At 65.6% G+C, this 15200-nt stretch carries 22 protein-coding genes; 15 read left to right on the forward strand and 7 right to left on the reverse strand.

All coding sequences use genetic code 11. From position 1 onward, the window contains the following. Positions 1-96: 96 nt before the first annotated feature. The gene (locus tag DFP89_RS15500) at positions 97-603 is read right to left on the reverse strand and encodes a disulfide bond formation protein B (RefSeq protein WP_114350299.1); all 507 of its coding nucleotides are present in this window, start codon (positions 601-603) and stop codon (positions 97-99) included. A gap of 65 nt (positions 604-668) precedes the next feature. After that, positions 669-1265, reverse strand: a complete 597-nt coding sequence (locus DFP89_RS15505) for a DedA family protein (protein WP_114350300.1) — start codon at positions 1263-1265, stop codon at positions 669-671. 145 nt (positions 1266-1410) lie between these two features. On the opposite strand from DFP89_RS15505, the gene ypfJ reads away from it, so the two are divergent. Continuing rightward, a complete protein-coding gene (ypfJ, locus tag DFP89_RS15510; protein ID WP_114350301.1) occupies positions 1411-2256 on the forward strand; it encodes a KPN_02809 family neutral zinc metallopeptidase in 846 nt (281 codons plus the stop codon). Positions 2257-2303: 47 nt separating this feature from the next. Here ypfJ and DFP89_RS15515 read toward each other — a convergent pair whose 3' ends face one another. Together DFP89_RS15515 and DFP89_RS15520 are read right to left on the reverse strand one after the other, a co-directional pair. Further along, positions 2304-2702: a hypothetical protein gene (locus tag DFP89_RS15515; RefSeq protein ID WP_147273327.1), complete on the reverse strand. Its 399-nt coding sequence runs from the start codon at positions 2700-2702 to the stop codon at positions 2304-2306. A gap of 68 nt (positions 2703-2770) precedes the next feature. Continuing rightward, the gene (locus DFP89_RS15520; RefSeq protein WP_114350303.1) at positions 2771-2959 is read right to left on the reverse strand and encodes a hypothetical protein; all 189 of its coding nucleotides are present in this window, start codon (positions 2957-2959) and stop codon (positions 2771-2773) included. Between the two features lie 52 nt (positions 2960-3011). Here DFP89_RS15520 and DFP89_RS15525 point away from each other — a divergent pair, with 52 nt between their 5' ends. The 3 genes from DFP89_RS15525 (at position 3012) to DFP89_RS15535 (ending at position 6035) form a co-directional block, all read left to right on the forward strand. Continuing rightward, the gene (locus tag DFP89_RS15525) at positions 3012-3467 is read left to right on the forward strand and encodes a type II toxin-antitoxin system RatA family toxin (RefSeq protein WP_114350304.1); all 456 of its coding nucleotides are present in this window, start codon (positions 3012-3014) and stop codon (positions 3465-3467) included. Positions 3468-3771: 304 nt separating this feature from the next. After that, complete coding sequence (locus DFP89_RS15530; protein WP_114350305.1) at positions 3772-5025, forward strand: aromatic amino acid transport family protein; 1254 nt, start codon at positions 3772-3774, stop codon at positions 5023-5025. Positions 5026-5168: 143 nt separating this feature from the next. Continuing rightward, positions 5169-6035: a M48 family metallopeptidase gene (locus tag DFP89_RS15535; RefSeq protein WP_114350306.1), complete on the forward strand. Its 867-nt coding sequence runs from the start codon at positions 5169-5171 to the stop codon at positions 6033-6035. A 6-nt stretch (positions 6036-6041) separates the two neighbouring features. Here DFP89_RS15535 and DFP89_RS15540 read toward each other — a convergent pair whose 3' ends face one another. The 3 genes from DFP89_RS15540 to DFP89_RS15550 all read right to left on the reverse strand — a co-directional run bounded on the left by DFP89_RS15540 (position 6042) and on the right by DFP89_RS15550 (position 8840). Beyond that, positions 6042-6974 (reverse strand): DMT family transporter, encoded by a 933-nt coding sequence (locus tag DFP89_RS15540; RefSeq protein ID WP_114350307.1) that lies wholly within the window; start codon positions 6972-6974, stop codon positions 6042-6044. Beyond that, positions 6959-7882: a DMT family transporter gene (locus DFP89_RS15545; RefSeq protein WP_114350308.1), complete on the reverse strand. Its 924-nt coding sequence runs from the start codon at positions 7880-7882 to the stop codon at positions 6959-6961. Before DFP89_RS15545 ends, DFP89_RS15540 begins: the two co-directional genes overlap by 16 nt. Positions 7883-7964: 82 nt before the next feature. Beyond that, entirely contained in the window at positions 7965-8840 is an 876-nt protein-coding gene (locus DFP89_RS15550; protein ID WP_114350309.1) for a LysR family transcriptional regulator, read from the reverse strand. Between the two features lie 96 nt (positions 8841-8936). Between DFP89_RS15550 and DFP89_RS15555 the strand changes: the two genes are divergently transcribed. The 11 genes from DFP89_RS15555 (at position 8937) to rpmE (ending at position 15073) form a co-directional block, all read left to right on the forward strand. Then, entirely contained in the window at positions 8937-9524 is a 588-nt protein-coding gene (locus tag DFP89_RS15555; RefSeq protein ID WP_114350310.1) for an FMN-dependent NADH-azoreductase, read from the forward strand. Between the two features lie 176 nt (positions 9525-9700). Further along, the gene (ffh, locus tag DFP89_RS15560; RefSeq protein WP_114350311.1) at positions 9701-11197 is read left to right on the forward strand and encodes a signal recognition particle protein; all 1497 of its coding nucleotides are present in this window, start codon (positions 9701-9703) and stop codon (positions 11195-11197) included. Positions 11198-11201: 4 nt separating this feature from the next. After that, positions 11202-11732, forward strand: a complete 531-nt coding sequence (locus DFP89_RS15565) for a GNAT family N-acetyltransferase (protein ID WP_114350312.1) — start codon at positions 11202-11204, stop codon at positions 11730-11732. Between the two features lie 124 nt (positions 11733-11856). Next, complete coding sequence (locus tag DFP89_RS15570) at positions 11857-12153, forward strand: chorismate mutase (protein ID WP_114350313.1); 297 nt, start codon at positions 11857-11859, stop codon at positions 12151-12153. A 45-nt stretch (positions 12154-12198) separates the two neighbouring features. Continuing rightward, the gene (gene rpsP, locus DFP89_RS15575) at positions 12199-12561 is read left to right on the forward strand and encodes a 30S ribosomal protein S16 (RefSeq protein WP_114350314.1); all 363 of its coding nucleotides are present in this window, start codon (positions 12199-12201) and stop codon (positions 12559-12561) included. A 59-nt stretch (positions 12562-12620) separates the two neighbouring features. Continuing rightward, a complete protein-coding gene (locus DFP89_RS20380) occupies positions 12621-12758 on the forward strand; it encodes a hypothetical protein (RefSeq protein ID WP_181870362.1) in 138 nt (45 codons plus the stop codon). A 3-nt stretch (positions 12759-12761) separates the two neighbouring features. After that, positions 12762-13271 (forward strand): ribosome maturation factor RimM, encoded by a 510-nt coding sequence (rimM, locus tag DFP89_RS15580; protein WP_114350315.1) that lies wholly within the window; start codon positions 12762-12764, stop codon positions 13269-13271. Continuing rightward, positions 13268-13603, forward strand: a complete 336-nt coding sequence (locus DFP89_RS15585) for a hypothetical protein (protein WP_114350316.1) — start codon at positions 13268-13270, stop codon at positions 13601-13603. The genes rimM and DFP89_RS15585 overlap by 4 nt, the downstream gene beginning before the upstream one ends. Next, positions 13600-14463 (forward strand): tRNA (guanosine(37)-N1)-methyltransferase TrmD, encoded by an 864-nt coding sequence (gene trmD, locus DFP89_RS15590; protein WP_114350317.1) that lies wholly within the window; start codon positions 13600-13602, stop codon positions 14461-14463. Before DFP89_RS15585 ends, trmD begins: the two co-directional genes overlap by 4 nt. Further along, positions 14460-14840, forward strand: coding sequence for a 50S ribosomal protein L19 (gene rplS / locus DFP89_RS15595; RefSeq protein ID WP_018000122.1), 381 nt, complete (start codon positions 14460-14462; stop codon positions 14838-14840). Before trmD ends, rplS begins: the two co-directional genes overlap by 4 nt. 11 nt (positions 14841-14851) lie before the next feature. Continuing rightward, positions 14852-15073 carry a 50S ribosomal protein L31 gene (rpmE, locus tag DFP89_RS15600; protein ID WP_114350318.1) on the forward strand — a complete coding sequence of 74 codons (222 nt, stop codon included), beginning with the start codon at positions 14852-14854 and terminating at the stop codon, positions 15071-15073. The last annotated feature ends 127 nt before the right edge of the window (positions 15074-15200 follow it).

The following is a 15200-nucleotide window of genomic DNA, read 5'->3' on the forward strand; positions in this document are numbered from 1 at the left end:
CTCAAGATTTTGTTGATCCGGGGTCTATCCCATACCAGCCGCGGGCGCAATCTTGACGCGCCGGTTTAGGGCTGTCCAAGGCCGGAAAATCCCGATTCAGGCGATGCCCGAGGCCCGTTTGCGTCCGCGCAGCGCCGCCAGCCACAGCCCGCTGAGCCCCGCCGAGATCACCGCGTTCCAGCCGGCCATGGAAATGCCGAACAGGCTCCAGGCGATTTCGTCGCAGCGCACGACCGGCGCGGCCTCAAGCGCGGTCATCAGATCCTGCGTGGACATCTGCGCCAGCCCGGAGACCCCGCCCGAGCAATGCTGCGGCCCCAGCCACAGCTTCATCTCGACGCCCGCGTGATAGATCGCAAGCCCGGTCGCGGTCAGCGCCGCGATCACGCCCAGAAGCGCCAGCCAGCGGTTAAAGCCCAGCCGCCAGATCAGAAGGCCGACGATGGCGGCCGCCAGATGCGGCCAGCGTTGCAGGATGCAGAGCTCGCATGGCGCATAGCCAAGGGCCTGAAATCCCAGCGCCGCGATCAGCAGCGCGGCCGAGCCGGCAGCGGCGGTCAGGGCGATCAGGCGGGGCGAGAAGCCGTCAGAATATCCGTTCATGGCGACGGGTTAGGCCCGGTCGCGCGCGCGGGCAAGTGCCAATCGCGTGAACTCAAGGCGGCTTCTCAATGCGGTTTCCAGGTGATGACGCGATAGAGGTAAATCACCACCACGGTGACGACGACCAGTTTCGAGACCGGATCGACGTAATCGGCGACGCGGGCATAGTTTTCATGCAGCGCGAGGCCGGCGAATGTCAGCACCCCGGTCCAGAGCGCGCTGCCCGCCACGGTATAGGACAGGAATTTCCACATCGGCATCCGCGCCAGCCCGGCCGGAACCGAAATCAGCGTGCGGATCGCCGGGATCATACGGCCAAAGAACACCGCCACCGCGCCATGGCGCACGAACCACTGATGCGCTGCGTCGATATCGCCGGGCGACAGCGTCAGCCAGCGGCCGTGGCGGGCGGCAAAGCGTTTCAGGCGCTCTTCGCCGAACCACAGGCCGACATAATACCACATCAAGGTGCCGATGACCGAACCCAGCGTGCCGACGATCATGGTCAGGACCAGCGACATGCGCCCGCTGCCAGCCAGAAACCCGGCCAGCGGCATGATGACCTCGGAGGGGATCGGGGGAAAGACGTTCTCGGCCACCATCAGGACGAAGACGCCGAGATAGCCCCAGCTGTCGATCGTCGCCACAACCCAGTCGAACATGAAAACACCCCTTGTCTTTCGGGTTAGGTCGCTGGCGCGGGCGGAACTGTCAAGCCCGCAGCGGCGTTGCAGCCCCTGCCGGATCGGGTAAGCTCTGAGCCGGAAAGAGTTTACCGGCCAGCGGACAGGCCGAGGAGGGTAACGCATGGAATGGCGCGGCAGACGCGGAAGCAGGAATGTCGAGGACCGGCGCGGCACGGGCGCGCGGGCAGGGGGCATGGGAATCGTCGGCGTTCTGGCGGTTCTGGCCGTGGGCTATTTCTTTGGCATCGACATCTCGCCGATTGTCGGCGCGCTGGATCAGGGCGGCCAAAGCAGCGAGCCGCGCGAACTGACCGCCGAGGAACAGGAAATGGGCCAGTTCGTCAGCGTGGTTCTGGCCGATAACGAGGAGGTCTGGCACCGCGTCCTGCCCCAGCAGGCCGGTGTCGATTACCGCGAGCCGTCGCTGGTGATGTTCTCGGGCATGGTGAACTCGGCCTGCGGCACGGCGCAATCGGCGATGGGTCCCTTCTATTGCCCCAATGACCAGAAGGTCTATCTGGACACCGACTTCTTCCGCACCATGAGCCAGCGCATGGGCGCCAAGGGCGATTTCGCCTATGCCTATGTGATCGCGCATGAGGTGGGCCACCATGTCCAGAACCTCTTGGGGATCCTTGAACAAAGCATGGCGGTGCGGCAGCACTCGGGCGAGGCGCAGGCCAACCGCATCTCGGTCCTGACCGAATTGCAGGCCGATTGCTTTGCCGGCATCTGGGCGCGTCAGGCCAATGAGCAGTTCGGCTCGTTGGAGCCCGGCGATGTCGAAGAGGCGATCGGCGCCGCCGAGGCGGTGGGCGATGACACGCTGATGGCCAATGCCGGCCGCGCGGTGGTGCCCGACGCCTTTACCCATGGCTCGTCCGAGCAGCGCATGGAGTGGTTCCAGCGCGGCTTCCAGTCGGGCCAGATGGGACAATGCGACACGTTCAAGGCGGCGGGGATGTAAGCTCCGCCAGCGCCAAGACGGCCGGGCTGTGCGCCCGGCCCCTTGACTTAGCGGCCCTGAACGACGGCAAGCACCTTGCGAGAGATATCGCCGCGCCCGGCGGCGTTCAGATCCGCCGCAGTCAGGCGTCCGGACTCGATGGCGCTGATGATGCGATTGCAGAATACTGCAGGCATCTGTGCCGGTGTCACCCCCACCAGAGTCGCCATATTGTTGCGCTCCCGCTCTGGTTTCATCCGGATACCGGCGCGGCAGTTGTTGAGCAGATCTTGCCGCCGGGCGGGATCCGTGGCGACGATCCGGCGCCCGGCATTCAGGTCGGACTGTGTCAGGTCGCCGGGGCGGCGGGTGCCCTGGGGCTCGCAAGCCGCCAGCAGGCCAGTGGCGGCAATCGCCAGAACAAAGGGAAGAATGCGCATCGTGAACAGGTCTCTGGTGGTTGTCATGTCACGCGAACGTGACCGGGGTTCGGGAAAAATGCAACGGCCAAGCGGGGCTGCGACGTGATGTCCCGTCAGGGCCGCGGCAGGTGCATGCCGCGCGGCCGATCCATCTGCGCCCAGTCGGGGATCAGGCCGAAATGTTCAAGCCCCTTCAATGCCAGCCCCAGCGCGATGATCGCCAGCACCAGATTGACCATGCGCGGGCTGGGCGGATTTCTGGCCCAGCGGGATGCGCGGATCAGCCAGTTTAGGTTGTTCATCTGCCCCGTCCTTTGCTAGTTCTGCCCAAATCGAAATGCCCGGAACCACCCCTTGCCCCAGCACAAAGACAGCCGCATCCTGCCCTATACCGCCGACCAGATGTATGCGCTGGTGGCCGATATCGAAAGATACCCCGAGTTCCTGCCCTGGAACACCGCCGCCCGCATCCGCTCGCGCCGCCCCGGCCCGGATGGTGGCGAGTTGGTCGAGGCCGATCTGGTCATCAGCTTCAAGGTCTTTCGCGAACGCTTTGGCAGCCGGGTGACGCTGTGGCCCGCTGACAGGCGCATCGACACGGAATATCTGGACGGGCCGTTCAAGTATCTCAAAAGCGGCTGGAGCTTTGCCGACCTGCCGCATGGCAGCTGCAAGGTCGATTTCTTCGTCGATTTCGAGTTTCGCAACGCCATCCTTGGCAAGGTCATCGGCGTCGTCTTCGGCGAGGCCATGTCGCGCATTGTCCGCGCCTTCGAGGACCGCGCCCGCGCGCTTTACGGCGCGCGCTAGATCGCTCCGGCCGTCCCACCGCACCCCAGCAGGTCAGCCCATCAAGTCGGCAAGGTTGCCCCAATCCCATGGCTAGCTGTTGCAAGGCGCGGGCAGATCGGGCGGAATAAGGGCAGGAGCCGGGCAGATCGCCGAGTCGCCCGGTGAAACACAGGGAGAATTTTCGGAAAATCCATTGAATCCAGAGCGTCGCAGCCGGAACTTCGATCTCTTGAAGCCGGGCGGGCCTTTCGGCATCAGCGCCGGGGCCGTGCAAGGGGGGCCGCAGGCGCGACGCCTGACCAGTAAACAGGGAGGTTTTGCCATGACCGACACGATCTCGACCGCGACCGGACGCCTTGGCTGGACGCGCTATGACACGACATGGATGCTGAGCCTGTTCGGCACGGCGGTGGGGGCGGGGATCCTGTTCCTGCCGATCAATGCCGGGATCGGCGGCTTCTGGCCTCTGGTCGTCATGGCGCTGCTGATCGGGCCGATGACCTACCTGTCGCATCGGGGCCTTGCACGCTTTGTCTGTTCGGGCAGCCGCCCCGACGCCGACATCACCGAGGTGGTGGCCGAGCATTTCGGCGCCGGCGCCGGCAAGTTCATCACGCTGCTGTATTTCCTGGCCATCTATCCGATCGTGCTGATCTATGGCGTCGGCATCACCAATACCGTCGGCAGCTTCATGGAAAACCAGCTTGGCATGACGGCGCCGCCGCGCTGGATCCTGTCGGGCCTGCTGATCGCCGGCATGATGGCGGTGATGATGGCTGGCGAGCGGGTGATGCTGGTCTGCACGCAATGGCTGGTCTATCCGCTGGTCGCGATCCTGATCTTTGTCTCGATCTATCTGATCCCGGACTGGAATCTGGCCGCCGTCAGCGAGGTCACGCCGATGGGCACGGCGCTGAAAACCATCTGGCTGACCCTGCCGGTGCTGGTTTTCTCGTTCAACCACAGCCCGGCGATCTCGCAATTCGCGGTGGCGATGCGGGGCGAATACGGCGCGGATGGCTCGGCCAAGGCGGACCTGATCCTGCGCAATACCGCCGCCATGCTGGTCGGTTTCGTGATGCTGTTCGTGTTTTCCTGCGTGCTGGCGCTGTCGCCGGCGCAACTGGCCGAGGCCAAGGCCCAGAACCTGCCGGTGCTGTCCTATTTGGCCAATGTCCATGGCAGCGCCTTCATCAGCTATTTCGGCCCGATCGTGGCCTTTGTCGCCATCGTCTCGTCGTTTTTCGGCCATTACATGGGCGCGGCCGAGGGGCTGAAAGGCATCCTGCGCGGCGCCGGCATCGGCCATGGCGAGCAGGGCGAACGCGGGCTGGGGATCGGGGTGGCGCTGTTCATCTTTTTCAGCACCTGGGCGGTGGCGGTGATGAACCCCTCGATCCTCGGGCTGATCGAGACGCTGGCCGGACCGGTCATCGCCGCGATCCTCTATCTGATGCCGATGTATGCGATCCACAAGGTCCCGGCGCTGGCGCGCTATCGGGGCGCGGCCTCGAATATCTTCGTGACCATCGCCGGCCTGACCGCGATGAGCGCGATCCTTTACGGGCTGTTCTGAGGCCCGCCACGGCAAAGATCCGCCCGTCACCCCGGTGGCGGGCGGATTGACGTTGGGGCAGGCTTGTCCGGTGCCCGGCCTGCGGCTATCGCGCCGCAGGGCCACCGCCCCTTTCCCCGCCAGCGTTTTTCACGAGGTTCCCGATGTGCGCGCATGACCCCCGTCCGCAGGATTTCACCCGCTATCGTCACCGCTGGGAAATGCCGCTGATCTGGCTTTGCGCATTGATCACCATTGCCGCCGTGATCCTTGGCCTTGGCATCTTTGCCGTCGATGAGGGCACGGCGCTGAACGATGCGTTGGGCCAAGAGGACGCGAGCCTGCTGCGCGGCATCTCGGAGACCGCGTTCCTGATCCTGTTCGCGCCGATCGGGCTTTATATCTATCGTTTCTACCTTGCGGCGCAGTCGCGGGCGAACGGCATTCTGGTGGGCGAACGCCAGTTCCCCGAGCTGTTCACCATGTATCAGGAAATCGGGCGGCGGCTGGAAATGCCGAAGCTGCCCCGGCTTTACGTCGTGAACGGCAATGGCGTGGTGAATGCCTTCGCGCTGGAATGCAACCGGCGCTACAATTACGTCGTCATCCATGCCGAGATCGCCATGCTGTTGCCGACCGCGCCCGATGTCGTGGAGTTCGTGCTGGCGCATGAGCTGGGCCACCACAAGCTGCGCCATGTCTCGCTGTGGCGGGCGGTGATCGGGATCCTGCCCGGCTTTACCGTCCTGTTGGGGCTGGCGACGACGCGGGCGCAGGAATATTCGGCCGACCGCATCGCGCTGGCGGTCTGTCCCGGCTCGGCCCGGGCCACCCGCCTGCTGGCGGTGGGGCCGTGGATGGAAAGCGGCGTCAATGCCGACGCGTGGCTCGAGCAATGCAATGCCGAACATCGCGAGCTTTGGGTCCGCGTCACGCAGGCCATGTCCAGCCACGCGGTCATGGTCAAGCGCTACAAGGCCCTGCGCGAGATCGAGCGCGACGGCTTCTCGGCCCAGGGCGAGATGTTCTGAGGCGCCTCAGTCCTTCAGCAGCAGGACCAGCGCCAGCACGATGGCGGCGATCCCGGGCAGGACGATCAGCCCGGGCAGGCCGCCGGTCAGCAGCGCCTCGAGCAGGATCACCCAGACCGGGGTCAGATAGGTATAGGCCATGACCTTGGCCGAGGGCAGGCGCAGGGCGGCATATTGCACCAGCACCACGGTGGCCGCCGTGGCAAAGATCGCCACATAGACCAGCGTGATCCAGACGATGGCCGGCATGTTGGCCCAGTCGGTGGCCCGGATCGCGCCCCAGCCCCAGACCAGCAGGATGACCGATCCCGCGACCAGCGTGGCAAAGGTCGAGACGACCGGGCTTTCGCCGCGGTTCAGCCGGCGCACCATCGGCGTGTAAAGCGCATGCGCGGCGCAGCCGACCAGATAGATCGCCTCGCCGCGTCCGAACTCCATCCGGGCAAGGGCCGAGAGATCGCCGCGAAAGATCACCCAAAGCGAGCCGATCCCGCCCATGGCCAGCGCGAGGGCCATGCGCGGCCCGGTGATCTGGCGCAGGACCAGCCAGCCAAAGCCCGCCGCCATCAGGGGCGTCAGCGCAAAGACCGCCGCCGCTGGGACGGGCAGGGCGGTTTTCAGCCCCTCGAACATCAGGACGAAATAGATGGCGTAAAGCCCGCCCAGCACCAGATAGCGCCAAGGGGCGGCAAAGGCGCGGCGCGGCAGGCCCGGCCCCGCAATCTGCGCAAAGACCGCGACCGCGACCGAGGCCAGCACGAAACGCAGCGCCGTGATCGCCACCGGATCGATCAGGTTGGCGACCCGCGCCCCCAGCGAGAACGACCCCGCGATCAGCACGGAAAAGGCCAGCATCGCCGCATGGCCGCGCAGGGATTCGCGGCGCGTATGCGGTACGCCCTGCGCCCGGGCGGCGGAGCGCGTCACCGCCTCGGCCATCGGATCAGCCGTCCGTCGATCAGAATGAGGCCCAGGGCGATCATCACCATGCCGATGACATGGGCCGGCCCCAGCACCTCGCCCAGAAACAGCCAGCCCAGCAGGATGGCCGAGACCGGGACAAGAAAGGTTACCAGCGAGATATTCGTCGCCCCGGCGCGGGCCAGAATGCGGAAATACATCACATAGGCCAGCCCGGTTCCGACCACGCCGATGGTGACCGCCGCCAGCCAATAGGTCGCGGCGACGCCCTGCGGCCAGCCGTCCAGCGCCAGCGCGGCGGGGATCATCATCACGCTGGAGCCGGTGACCATGCCGGCGGCGGCCAGGATCGGGTCCAGCCCCATCCGCCCGAAGCGCCGGCCAAAGGCGCCGGCAAAGGCATAGCTCAGCGCCGCGCCCAGAACCGCCAGTTGCGGCAGCAGCGCATGGCCGTGCCCGGCGATGGTGTCCAGCCCCATCATCACCGCGACACCCGCCAGCCCCATCAGCACGCCGGCGAATTTCTGTGCGCTCGCACGCTCATCGGCCAGCAGCGCCGCGCTGACCAGCACCGTGAACAGCGGTGTCGTCGCATTCAGGATCGAGGCCAGCCCCGAGGGGATCGAACGCTGCCCCCAGGCGATCAGCATGAAGGGTATGGCGTTGTTCAATGCCCCCATGACCAGAAACATGCCCCAGATGGCAGGCGCGCGCGGAATGCGGGTGCCGCGCGCCCAGACCACCGCCCAGAGCACCAGCGCCGCGACGAAGACCCGCACCGCGACCAGCGTCAGCACCGGCAGGCCCTTGACCGCGATGCCGGTCAGAAAGAACGAGCCACCCCAGATCAGCGACAAAAGCAGCAATTGTGCCCAATCGCTTGGCATCATCCGGGACGAGATTGCATGCGGCGCAGCTGCGGTCATGGAAAGATCCTGTTTCCGGCGCGCCGGTCTGCTGCGAGCCGTCCTGACGCGGATAACCCGGATCGGCAGGAGGGTGAAGCCCTCAGGCGCGGGCTTCCTCGGGTGCCTCAAGGCCGGGTTCGCGCAATGCCTTCAGCACCGCCTGCACCTTGGGACTGCGATGCAGATCGACATGGGTGACCAGCCAGAACTGCGATTCCCAATCGGGCAGCGACATCACCTCGATCAGCCCCTCAGCGCGTTCGGGCGCCATCCAGCCCAGACCCAGCCCGGCCCGGATGGCGGCCAGCCGCGCCTCGGGGTCGTTGCTGATCAGCGCGACGTTTTCCGCCGCCAGCCGCTCGCCCAGCCATTGCATATAGGGCGCGCGCCGGGCCTCGGGGCCGGGCAGCACGAAGCGATGCGCGCGCAGGTCCTCAAGCGCGCCGGCCACCGCGACATAGCCCGGCGCGCCGTAAAGCCCCGCCTTGACGGTCATCATGTGGCGAACGACGTAATCGGGCTCGGTCGGGCGGGCACCTGCACGGATCGCGACCTGCGCCTCGCCGGTATCAAGACGGTATAGGCGCGGATCGGTCACATAGCGCAGCCGCAGGCCGGGATGCTCGCGCATCAGCGCGATCAGGCGCGGCATCACCAGACCGGCCAGTTCGGGCAGCGAGGTGACGACGATTTCGCCCTCGATCCGCTCGCCCGCGCCGGCGATCCGTGCCGCCATCTGCGCGAAGCGCGCATCCGCCGCGCCGGCCTCGTCCAGCAGGGTCTGGCCGGCCTCGGTCAGCGCATAGCCGCGTGGATGGCGCTGGAACAGCCGCACCCCCAGCGCGGTTTCCAGCGCGTCGATGCGCCGGATCACGGTCGCATGGTGCACGCCCAGGGCCTGCGCGGCGGCGCTGACCGTGCCCAGCCGCGCCACCGCCAGCGCATTGCGGATATCGTCCCAGCTTTCGATCTGCATTGTGCATCCTTGCACAGATAATGCGCGTTTATCGCTGTTTTGTTCGCTGATGCAAAGCGCTAAATCACCCTCATAACGAATTCACGGAGCAAGCAGATGAACATCCTGCATATCGACAGCGCCATCACCGGGGATGCCTCGGTCTCGCGTCAACTGACCGCCCAGATCGTCGCCCGGCTGAAGGCCGCGAACCCCGCCGCCAGCGTCACCTATCGCGACCTGAACGACGGCGTGCCGGGCATCGACACCAACTGGTTCAAGGCGGTGCGTCTTGCCCCGCAAGAGCCGACCGCCGAACAGCAAAAGCTGATCGCGACCTCGGATGCCTATCTCAAGGAAGTGCAGGACGCCGACGTTCTGGTGATCGGCCTGCCGATCTATAACTTCACCCTGACCGCCGCGCTGAAGAACTGGCTGGACCAGATCGCCCGTGCCGGCATCAGCTTCCGCTATACCGAGGCCGGCCCCGAAGGTCTGCTGAAGGGCAAGCGCGCGATCTTCGCCTATACCGCGGGCGGCACGCCCTTTGGCTCGGATCTGGATTTCGCCTCGGGCTATCTGCGCTTCATGCTGGGCTTCCTTGGCATCACCGACGTGGAATTCGTCGCTGCCGACGGTCTGGCCTTTGATCGCGAGGCGGGTCTTGCCCGCGCCCATGAGGCGCTGGAAAAACTGGCCGCCTGATTGCGCGGACAAAGTGAAAACGGCCTTCGTTGACTCGGAGGCCGTTTTTGCATATCAAGCCGCCTAATTCCCGGAAGGACGTCCCTTCCGGTCCCCGTATTCTGCGGGGATCGCCCTCCGTCAGCGCGTTGCGCCCACGGGGGCATTCGTGTTTTGGACCTGCAAGGAGGGCCGCCATGTTCGAGAACCTTTCCGACCGCCTGGGCGGCGTCTTCGACCGGCTGACCAAACAGGGCGCGCTGAGCGAGGATGACGTCACCGCCGCCATGCGCGAGGTGCGCGTGGCGCTGCTTGAGGCCGACGTCTCGCTGCCGGTGGCGCGCAACTTTGTAAAGACGGTGACCGCCAAGGCCACGGGCGCGGCGGTGACGAAATCGATCACCCCCGGCCAGCAGGTGGTCAAGATCGTCCATGACGAACTGATCAAGGTCCTGCAGGGCGAGGGCGCGCCGGATGCGCTGCGCATCGATAACCCCCCGGCGCCGATCCTGATGGTCGGCCTGCAGGGCTCGGGCAAGACCACGACCACGGCGAAACTGGCCAAGCGCCTGAAGGATCGCGAGAAAAAGCGCGTGCTGATGGCGTCTCTGGACACCAACCGCCCCGCCGCGATGGAGCAGCTGGCGATCCTTGGCCAGCAGATCGGCGTCGATACGCTGCCGATCGTTCCGGGCGAAAACGCCGTGCAGATCGCGCGCCGTGCCAAGCAGCAGGCGACGCTGGGCGGCTATGACGTCTATATGCTGGACACCGCAGGTCGTCTCCATATCGATCAGGTGCTGATGGATGAGGTGCAGGCCGTCCGCGATGTCGCCAACCCGCGCGAGACGCTGCTGGTCGTCGATGGCCTGACCGGCCAGGACGCGGTCAATGTCGCCACCGAATTCGATGGCAAGGTCGGGATTTCCGGCGTCGTCCTGACCCGGATGGATGGCGACGGGCGCGGCGGTGCGGCGCTGTCGATGCGTGCCGTGACCGGCAAGCCGATCCGTTTCGTCGGTCTTGGCGAAAAGATGGATGCGATCGAGGTCTTTGACGCCCATCGCGTCGCCGGCCGCATCCTTGGTATGGGCGATATCGTCGCGCTGGTCGAAAAAGCCCAGGAAGTGCTTGAGGTCGAACAGGCCGAGCGCATGATGAAGCGCTTTCAAAAGGGTCAGTTCAACATGAACGACCTGAAAAACCAGCTTGAGCAGATGCAGAAGATGGGCGGCATGCAGTCGATCATGGGCATGATGCCGGGCATGGGCAAGATGGCCAAGCAGGCCGAGGCGGCGGGCTTTGACGACAAGGCGATCCGCCGTCAGGTGGCACTGGTCAATTCGATGACCAAGAAGGAACGCGCCAATCCCGACATGCTGCAGGCCAGCCGCAAGAAGCGCATCGCGGCCGGCGCCGGCATGGATGTGGCCGAGTTGAACCGGCTTCTGAAGATGCAGAAGCAAATGGCTGATACGATGAAGAAACTCGGCAAGATGGGCAAGGGCGGGATGCTCAAGCAGGCCATGCGCGCCATGACCGGCAAGGGCGGCGGTTTGCCCGACATGGCCGATGTCGATCCGGCGAAAATGGCCGAGGCGACCAAGATGCTGCAAGACCCCAAAGGGTTGGGCGGCCAGCTTGGCGGGCTGAACCTGCCCGGCGGCCTGTCGGGGCTGTTTGGAAAGAAATAAGCCGATGACCGCTTCTGCCTCGCTCTCGGTTCAGGTGCCGGTGCTGGAGACCCAGCGCCTGATCCTGCGCGAGCCGCGTCTGGCGGATTTCGACGCTTATGCGGATTTTGCGGCCTCGCCGCGCGCCGGTTTCGTCGGCGGCCCGATGGATCGCATGCAGGCATGGAGCCGCTTTGCTGCCAGCACCGGCCATTGGATCCTGCGCGGCTTTGGCCTTTGGACCATCGAGGACAAGGCGACGGGCGCTGTCGCTGGCCGCGCCGGTCTGATCGCGCATGAAGGCTGGCCCGAAACCGAACTCGGCTGGCAGATCCATGACGGCTTCGAGGGCAGGGGCTATGCCCATGAGGCGGCGATGGCCGCCCGCAGCCACGCCTGTCATGTCATGGGCCTGCCGCCGATGATCTCGCTGATCGCGCCCGCGAATACCCGCTCGCGCCGTCTGGCCGAGCGCATGGGGGCGGTGATCGAACGCGAAAGCGAATTGCTGGGCCAGCCCTGCCTGATCTATCGCCACCCCGCCGAGGCCGCATGATGAGCTCATTCTTCTTCATGCAAATATCCTCGGGGGTCGCCGTTTGGGACGCCATTGGTCCGAGGACCAACCGGCGACGGGGGCAGACAGCCCCTGCCACCACGCCTGCCATCGGAGCCCGCGCATGACCGATCCGACCGCCCGCGCCGCCGCCCTTCTGAAAGAGCATCGCGCCAGCATCGACCGGCTGGACGCGATCCTGGTCTATACGCTGGCCGAGCGCTTCAAGCACACGCAGAATGTCGGCCGCCTCAAGGCCGAACACGACCTTCCTCCGTCCGATCCCGCCCGCGAGGCGAGCCAGATCGAGCGGCTGGAACGCCTCGCGCGCGAGGCCGATCTCGACCCGGAATTCGCGCGCAAATTCCTGAATTTCGTGATCGCCGAAGTGATCCGGCACCACGAACAATACCAATCCTAAGGCGGGATATCCCCGCCAAACCCGCCATTTCAAAGGAGAAACCCAATGGCAATGAAAATCCGTCTGGCCCGTGGCGGCTCGAAGAAACGCCCGTTCTACTCGATCGTGGCTTCCGATTCGCGCATGCCGCGCGACGGCCGCTTCCTGGAAAAGCTGGGCACCTATAACCCGCTGCTGGCCAAGGATTCGGAAGACCGCATCAAGATGGATATCGAGCGCGTCCAGTACTGGCTGAGCCAGGGCGCCCAGCCGACCGATCGCGTTGCCCGCTTCCTGGAGGCCGCCGGCGCCCGTCCGAAAGCCGAGCGCGCCAACCTGAAAAAAGGCGAGCCGGGCAAGGCCGCGAAAGATCGCGCCGCCAAGCGCGCCGCCCGTGAGGCCGCCGCCAACGCTCCGGCCGAAGAGTAAGACGGTCCAGGCGTGGTGCCCGGGCTTTTCCGGGCGCCCGCCAGACTGCGGCTGCTGCCATGCGCCTGATCCGGCTTTCCTTCATGCTGATCGCGGCTTTTGTCGCGGGCATGGTCGTCGAACGGGGGCATCAGCAGGACCTGTGCCAGAAATCCGGCGGGCAATGGCTGCGCGCCGGAATATGCGGAGAAAAGTGACGGATGTCGGACAGGGTCTGTGTCGGCGCGATCGCGGGCGCCTTTGGCGTCAAGGGCGAGGTGCGGCTGAAAAGCTTTACCTCGGAACCCAATGATATCGCATCCTATTCCCCGCTCTGGACCGAGGACGGCCAGCGCAGCTTCTCGGTTCGTCTGACGCGGCCGGTGACGGGCGGGCTGGGTGCCCGGCTTTCGGGCGTCGAGACCCGCGAGGATGCCGAGGCGCTGAAGGGCGTGACGCTCTGGGCGGATCGCGACAAGCTGCCCTCGCTGCCCGATGACGAATTCTATCATGCCGATCTGATCGGGCTCGCGGTCTATGACACCGGCGGCGTGCTGATCGGCAAGGTCCGCGCGGTCTATGACCATGGCGCGGGCGACATCCTTGAAATCTTTGGGCCGGGTCGCAAGCAGACCCTGCTTTTGCCGTTTACCCGTGCCTTTGTTCCGACCGTGGATCTGGCAGCGGGCCGCATCATCGCCGACCCGCCCGAGGAAGAGGAGGGCGAATGATGCAGGCCATCATTCTGGTTCTGGCCTATGCGCTGATGCTGGCCGGACCGCTGTTGCAGGGGCTGGCGGGGAATGCCAATCCCAATGCCTATATCTTTGCGCCGGTGATGCTGGCGGGCGTGATCCCGCAGATCGCCGGGCAGAACATCCGGCCCAGCCCGCTGACCATGGTGCTGGCAATCCTGATCTGCGGCGGCGTGGCCATGGGCCTGTGGTATCTGGGCACGCAGTTCGGCCCCTTCGCCATCGCGGGCTATCTGCCCGTCGCCTGCGCTGTCGCGGGCGCGGCACTGGCCGCCGGCGCCAATCTGCTGCGGCGCCCCGACGCATGAGCGAGACGCCCAAATCCCATGGCCGGCTGTCGATCCGCGCCAGCCTGCAGCCGCGCGACCTGATGGCCGAGCCGCAGGTCAAGGGCGCCTGGGCCGCGCATGTCGTGACCCTGTTCCCCGAGGCCTTTCCCGGCATTCTTGGCCTGTCGCTGACCGGCCGGGCCCTGGCCGAAGGGCTGTGGAACCTGCGCACCACCGACCTGCGCCCTTTTGGCATCGGCAAGCATCGCAATGTCGATGACACGCCTGCGGGCGGCGGCGCGGGCATGGTGATCCGCCCCGATGTCATGGATGCAGCCCTGCGCGATGCGGGGGGCGGCGGCTTGCCGGTGATCTACCTGTCACCCCGCGGAAAACCCTTTACCCAGGCCCGCGCGCGCGAGCTGGCGCAGGGTCCCGGGATGGTGCTGATCTGCGGCCGCTTCGAAGGGGTCGATCAGCGCGTGCTGGACGCCCATCAGGTCGAGGAAATCAGCATCGGCGATTATGTCCTGACCGGAGGCGAGCTTGCAGCTCAGGTCTTGATCGACGCGACGGTTCGCCTTATACCGCGCGTGCTGGGGAATCAGGACTCTCTGGCCGAGGAATCCTTTTCCGACGGTCTGCTTGAACATCCGCAGTACACGAAGCCAGCCCTTTGGGAAGGCCGCGCGATCCCCGAGGTTCTGCTGTCGGGAAATCACGCGGCTATTGCCACATGGCGACGCGACATGGCCGAAAGGCTGACCAAGGAACGCCGCCCCGACCTGTGGCGGGCATATGGGGAAACCCATATGGACCCGACAAAGGACCGACAGCTCTCGGGCGCATCAGACCAATCGCGGACTTACCGCGAGCAAACAGAGGACCCAAAGCGATGAACCTGATCGCCCAACTGGAAGCCGAGCAGATCGCCTCGCTCGGCAAGGAAATCCCGGATTTCAAAGCCGGCGACACCGTTCGTGTCGGCTATAAAGTGACCGAAGGCACCCGCACCCGCGTGCAGATGTACGAAGGCGTCGTGATCTCGCGCAAGGGCGGCGGCATCGGCGCGTCCTTCACCGTGCGCAAGATCTCGTTCGGCGAAGGCGTCGAGCGCGTTTTCCCGCTTTACTCGACCAATATCGACTCGATCACCGTCGTGCGCCGTGGCCGCGTTCGCCGCGCCAAGCTGTACTACCTGCGTGATCGTCGCGGCAAATCCGCCCGGATCGCCGAGGTCAGCAACTACAAGCCCAAAGCCGACGCCAAGGCCTGAGGAGACGCGCCATGAAAGCAGATATCCATCCCGACTACCACCTGATCGAGGTCAAGATGACCGACGGCACCACCTATGCCGTGCGCTCGACCTGGGGCAAGGAAGGCGACACCATGTCGCTGGACATCGATCCGAACTCGCACCCCGCCTGGACCGGCGGCTCGGCCAAGCTGATGGACACCGGCGGCCGCGTGTCGAAGTTCAAGAACAAATACGCTGGCCTCGGCTTCTAAGCTACGCCTGCCGCGATCTGGAAACGCCGCCCCTTGGGGCGGCGTTTTTCGTTTCAGGGCCGGGATGCGGTCGGTGGGCGCTCCGCTGGGTCCGGCGCGGGCAGGGACCGGATGGGCGCCCGCGCCG

It is taken from the genome of Paracoccus lutimaris (genome assembly GCF_003337565.1).
Taxonomy (GTDB): Bacteria; Pseudomonadota; Alphaproteobacteria; order Rhodobacterales; family Rhodobacteraceae; genus Paracoccus; species Paracoccus lutimaris.